Source organism: Flavobacterium sp. RHBU_24 (assembly GCF_046613695.1).
In the GTDB taxonomy this organism is placed as follows: Bacteria; Bacteroidota; Bacteroidia; order Flavobacteriales; family Flavobacteriaceae; genus Flavobacterium.
The window spans coordinates 1-449 of sequence record NZ_JBKJHD010000060.1 but is presented as its reverse complement, the minus strand read 5'-3'; the positions used below and the strand labels follow the sequence as shown (position 1 = coordinate 449).

At 45.2% G+C, this 449-nt stretch carries 1 protein-coding gene; it reads left to right on the top strand.

The window, feature by feature from the left end:
- Positions 1 to 449 (top strand): hypothetical protein (locus ACLI09_RS18065; protein ID WP_411421041.1); only part of this gene is annotated, 449 nt, incomplete at both ends.

The following is a 449-nucleotide window of genomic DNA, read 5'->3' as shown; positions in this document are numbered from 1 at the left end:
CCGCTTGCCGATGCCCCTGTTGATGTTGTAGAGTGCGACAGCTACACGCTTCCCGCACTTACTAACGGCACCTACTACACAGGCCCTGGCGGAACAGGTACCGCACTTATTGCCGGTACAGTTATAACTGATACCCAGATAGTGTATGTATATGCAACAAATAACGTATGTAGTACTGACAATAGTTTTGAGGTTAAAATAGTGCCTACACCATTGCTTGCAATTGATGTGCCTATATTTACAGAATGCGACCAGATGGACTTTGTACTTACGGCTACATTTGCTGCTGAAGAAACAGTATACACTCCGGATAATGTTATCTACAGCTGGAAAAACCTTACAACAGGAGCGGCAGCAGGTACAGGGGAGTCGATAATTATTACCCAGGCAGGTACGTATGAAGTAACCGTTACACCAAATGGTGGAAATATATGTGCAGCCACTGCAGA